Genomic DNA, 3,936 nt, shown 5'->3' with positions numbered 1-3,936 from the left:
GGGCTCGGAGCCGGCGGCCGCCTGACCGGCCGTCGCCGCCAGTACCCCGCCACCGAGGGTCACCACGGCGGCGGCGCGCAGCACGCCACGCCGGCCCACCGCCGTGCGGACGAGCTCACCGAAGTACGGGTTGTCCGAACGGTTCGGGGCTTCGTGCGCGCAGGCGTCCGCGCAGCGGTACCGGCACGTGATGGCGGCCCGGCCGCCGAGGTGCCCGGCTGCGAGGGGAAGGGGGACCGTGCGGCGTTCTCCGGGTGGTGGGATGGACACGGGGTCCTCCGGGGAGCTGGGCGACGGGAACGAGCCGACGGTAGGAGCGGCGGCCGTCCACCAGGTGAACGACGGCGTAACACCACGCCGCGACCGCGCGAGCACCGTTCCGGCGGACTCCCGCCACCGCCAGCCGGCGAGGGGCGCCACGCGCCACCACCCCGCGACGGCGAGGACCGGAGCGGCCCCCGCCAGGGACCTTCCGGCCGTCCGGGTCCTGTCCCAGGTCAGCGCGCGCCGCGCTCCGCGCGCAGCGCCGGCCGGGCGGCTCCACGACCGCCGGCGGCTACGCGGTCTCCTCGTCCAGCCACGACAGGTAGGCCGGGTTGCCGCCGGTGATGGGGCTGACGATCACCTCGGGCACCTCGTAGCCGTGGACGGAGCACAGGTGCTCCACCAGCCGGTCGGTGGCGGCGGCCGTGGTCTTGAGGACCACCTGCCACTCCTGGTCGGTCCGCACCTCGCCCTCCCACCGGTAGACGCTGACGACGGGGCCGACCACCTGGGCGCACGCCGCCAGCCGCGCTTCGACGGCACCCCGTGCCAGTTCCTGGGCCTGGTCCGCGGAATCCACTGTGGTCACGACGAGGTGGTAGCTCATGACCTCATGCTCCCAGCGGGGTCAACGCCCGGCGGCCCGGGTGGGGGCCGGCGCACGGCCGCCCGCACCACCCGACCGGTCGCACGGGCTGACGAGCCACCCGCCAGCACCACCGGCGCCGGCTGACGTGCCGCGCCACGAGGCCGCCGCGGTGCTGGCGAGTCGTGGAGCGGAGCCCGGGCCGGGGTGCGCGGGTGGAAAGCACCACCCCCGACGCGGCGCGGGGGACCAGCCGACCGTGGTCCCCCGTCAACCGCGACCGGGGTGGATCACTCGTCGATCTCGCCCCGGATGAACGACTCGACCTTGTCCCGGGCCACCGAGTCCGAGTACTGGACGGGCGGCGACTTCATCAGGTAGGACGACGCCGAGTACACCGGGCCGGCCACTCCGCGGTCCTTGGCGATCTTCGCGGCGCGCACGGCGTCGATGATGATGCCGGCGGAGTTGGGGGAGTCCCAGACCTCCAGCTTGTACTCGAGGTTCAGCGGCACGTCGCCGAACGCCCGACCCTCCAACCGCACGTAGGCCCACTTGCGGTCGTCCAACCACTCCACGTAGTCGGAGGGCCCGATGTGCACGTTGCGCTTGCCGAGGTCCCGGTCGACCTGCGAGGTGACGGCCTGCGTCTTGGAGATCTTCTTGGACTCCAGCCGGTCGCGCTCCAACATGTTCTTGAAGTCCATGTTGCCGCCGACGTTGAGCTGCATGGTCCGGTCGACCTGCACGCCCCGGTCCTCGAAGAGCCTGGTCAGGACGCGGTGGGTGATGGTCGCCCCGACCTGGGACTTGATGTCGTCGCCGACGATCGGCACCCCGGCCGCCCGGAACCGCTCGGCCCACTCCGGGTCCGAGGCGATGAACACCGGCAGGGCGTTCACGAAGGCCACGCCCGCCTTGATGGCGGCGTCGGCGTAGAAGAGCGCGGCTTCCTCGGACCCCACGGGCAGGTAGCAGACGAGGACGTCGGCCTCGCTCTGCCGCAGGGCCTCCACCACGTCGACCGGCTTCTCGTCCGACTCCTCGATCGTCTCGCGGTAGTAGCGGCCGAGACCGTCGAGGGTGTGACCGCGCTGCACGGTGACACCCACCGGGGGGACGTCGCAGATCTTGATGGTGTTGTTCTCGCTGGCGACGATGGCCTCGGCGAGGTCGTGACCGACCTTCTTGGCGTCCACGTCGAAGGCCGCGACGAACTCGATGTCCCGGACGTGGTAGTCACCGAACTGCACGTGCATCAGCCCGGGCACGTTGGTCTCGGGAGCCGCCTCCCGGTAGTAGTGCACGCCCTGCACCAGCGACGCCGCGCAGTTGCCGACGCCGACGATTGCCACCCGTACGCTGCGGCGTTCTCCGCCCATGGCCGGGTCCTCCTTCACTCTGTCTTCCAAGACCGGTGTGCTGTGCGGCTGGCTCATGCCAGCCCTGGTCGGTTCGGGAACCATCACGGCTCCCGGTCCCGCGACGCGGTGTCCCGCTCGGCCTCGTGTCCCGCCTGGCTCCGGGGCTCCGGGGCTTCGTTCGGCTTCCCCTCGTCCCGCTCGTGCGCGATCAGCTCGTTGAGCCACCGCACCTCGCGGTCGGAGGTCTCCAAGCCCATCCGGTGCAACTCCCGCGTGTACCGGTCGATCTGTTGTCCTGCCCTGGCGAGCGCGGCCCGCAGACCCTCCCGGCGTTCCTCCACATGCCGCCGACGGCCCTCGAGGATGCGCATCCGCACCTCCGCGGGTGTCCGCGAGAAGAAGGCGAGGTGCACGCCGAAGGACGCGTCCTCCCAGGTCTGCGGTCCCACGTCCGCGACGAGGTCGGCGAAGCGTTCCTTGCCCTCCGGGGTGAGCCGGTAGACCTTCCTGGCACGTCGACCCCACGCACGGGACGGGGCGTCCTCGCCGTCCTCGGCGATGAGTTCGGCACGTTGCAGTCGCCGCAGTGTGGGGTACAGGGAGCCGTAGGAGAACGCCCGCAACCCACCGAGGAGCGCGAAGAGGCGCTTCCGGAGCTCGTACCCGTGCATCGGCGCCTCGTGCAACAGGCCGAGAACAGCCAGTTCCAGCACAACACCCCCGATCCACTCACCCAGGTACGGTGCATCGTCGACACTGACTGATGCGTTGCTTCACTATATCGCGCCGATACATCGCCTGCTCGCCTGTGAGTGGCCCCGCGCCGTGCGGTCGGTCACGGTCCGTGCCCCCACCAGCCGAAGGACCCCCGAACAGCGCATGGCCCCCCTTCCCCAGGCACGTACGCTGTTCTCGTGCGGACCCAACGACAGGTGGTGGACTACGCGTTGCAGCGCAGGGCGCTGCTCGCCGACGTGCACTCGGGTCGAGTCGGGGTGATGGAGGTCTGCGACGCCGGCCCGTACCTGCTGCGGGCGGCGAAGTTCCACGGCGAACCAAGCGACGTGACCTGCCCGGTGTGCCGGAAGGAGTTGCTGACCAGGGTTTCCTGGATCTACGGCGACGAGCTCAAGCACGCGGCGGGGTCAGCGCGGGCGCCACAGGAACTGGCGCGGATGGCGACCATGTTCGAGGAGTTCTCGGTATACGTGGTCGAGGTCTGCCGGACGTGCGGCTGGAACCACCTGGTGCAGTCATACGTCTTGGGAGGGCGCGGATCGCGCGACGGCGGTTCCCGGCGGTGGACGGCCGCCGAGTGAGCACTCCGTGACCACCACCAGCGCCGAGAACACACCGGAACCGCCGAGAACGCCGAACGACGTGCCAGGATGGGGCGTCAGTTTGGGAGGCCCTACTCGTGAACGACGCACATGACAACCGGTCGCAGGGCGACCGGGAACCCCGGTCGCCGCAGGGCGGCCCCGCACCCCGGGGACCGCGTGACGAACGCCACCCCGGTGGTGCACGTCATGATGTGAATGATCCATCGAGTGGCCCCGCTCCCCGCGAGGGGGGTCCGGCGAACCACGGCCCCAGCGGAGAACAGCCGCCGTCCTGGCCAGGAGGCGGCGGACAACGCCCGCCCCAGCCACCGCACGGTCCCGGCGCACACCCACCCCGTCCCGGCGCTGGCGGACCACGGCCGGCCGGCCCCGGTCAGCC

At 71.3% G+C, this 3,936-nt stretch carries 5 protein-coding genes and 1 pseudogene; 2 read left to right on the top strand and 4 right to left on the bottom strand.

All coding sequences use genetic code 11. The features are described from left to right. The 4 genes and pseudogenes from ACTIDRAF_RS29010 to ACTIDRAF_RS29005 form a co-directional block, all read right to left on the bottom strand. Positions 1–270 (bottom strand): annotated as a pseudogene (locus tag ACTIDRAF_RS29010) (phosphatase); the annotation flags it as partial. Positions 271–556: 286 nt separating this feature from the next. Beyond that, a complete protein-coding gene (gene cutA, locus ACTIDRAF_RS0214785) occupies positions 557–871 on the bottom strand; it encodes a divalent-cation tolerance protein CutA (RefSeq protein ID WP_016699510.1) in 315 nt (104 codons plus the stop codon). Positions 872–1,140: 269 nt separating this feature from the next. Then, positions 1,141–2,232, bottom strand: a complete 1,092-nt coding sequence (locus tag ACTIDRAF_RS0214780; RefSeq protein ID WP_016699509.1) for an inositol-3-phosphate synthase — start codon at positions 2,230–2,232, stop codon at positions 1,141–1,143. Positions 2,233–2,315: 83 nt separating this feature from the next. Beyond that, entirely contained in the window at positions 2,316–2,927 is a 612-nt protein-coding gene (locus ACTIDRAF_RS29005; protein WP_016699508.1) for a PadR family transcriptional regulator, read from the bottom strand. Between the two features lie 201 nt (positions 2,928–3,128). On the opposite strand from ACTIDRAF_RS29005, the gene ACTIDRAF_RS0214770 reads away from it, so the two are divergent. Together ACTIDRAF_RS0214770 and ACTIDRAF_RS34520 are read left to right on the top strand one after the other, a co-directional pair. After that, positions 3,129–3,533: a DUF5318 domain-containing protein gene (locus ACTIDRAF_RS0214770; protein ID WP_026066122.1), complete on the top strand. Its 405-nt coding sequence runs from the start codon at positions 3,129–3,131 to the stop codon at positions 3,531–3,533. 219 nt (positions 3,534–3,752) lie between these two features. After that, on the top strand, positions 3,753–3,936 hold a 184-nt coding region (locus ACTIDRAF_RS34520; protein WP_211215350.1), incomplete at its 3' end, for a hypothetical protein.

Origin of the sequence: Actinoalloteichus spitiensis RMV-1378 (genome assembly GCF_000239155.1) — a bacterium.
In the GTDB taxonomy this organism is placed as follows: domain Bacteria; phylum Actinomycetota; class Actinomycetes; order Mycobacteriales; family Pseudonocardiaceae; genus Actinoalloteichus_B; species Actinoalloteichus_B spitiensis.
Note: the sequence above shows the minus strand (reverse complement) of the source record. Positions and strands in the feature narration are given on the sequence as shown.